Genomic DNA, 515 nt, shown 5'->3' with positions numbered 1-515 from the left:
AAGAGAAAGAATACGGGGACGCGGGCGCCCGCTGCCCGTACCGCGGCGTCGCCGTGGCGACGGCCGATGCGTCGGCGAGCGCCAGCTCGTTGTCCGAGAGCCAGTACACCGACAAGACGGGCGAGCCGCCCGAGGCCGGCGCCAACGCGGTCGACGGCGGTCTTGCGCGGGTGCGCGTGGATGCGCAGGGACAGGCGCTGACGACGAACCAGGGTGTCGCCGTGAGCGACAACCAGCATTCGCTGAAAGCGGGCCTGCGCGGCCCCGCGCTGCTCAAGGATTTCATCCTGCGTGAAAAAATTACCCACTTCGACCATGAACGCATTCCGGAACGCATCGTGCATGCGCGGGGATCCGCAGCGCACGGCTACTTCGAATGCTACGAATCGCTGGCCGGCCTGACGCGGGCCTCGCTGTTCGCGACCAAGGGCAAGCGCACGCCGGTGTTCGTGCGCTTTTCCACCGTGGCCGGCGAGCGCGGATCGAAGGACACGGCGCGCGACGTGCGCGGCTTC

At 68.3% G+C, this 515-nt stretch carries 1 protein-coding gene; it reads left to right on the top strand.

The window, feature by feature from the left end:
* Nucleotides 1-170: 170 nt before the first annotated feature.
* Nucleotides 171-515: catalase (locus tag RCF13_RS00935; protein ID WP_308140731.1), on the top strand; the 345-nt coding region annotated here is incomplete at its 3' end.

It is taken from the genome of Stenotrophomonas maltophilia group sp. RNC7, from assembly GCF_030910085.1.
Lineage (GTDB): Bacteria > Pseudomonadota > Gammaproteobacteria > Xanthomonadales > Xanthomonadaceae > Stenotrophomonas > Stenotrophomonas sepilia.
This window is presented reverse-complemented; position numbering and strand designations above follow the sequence as displayed.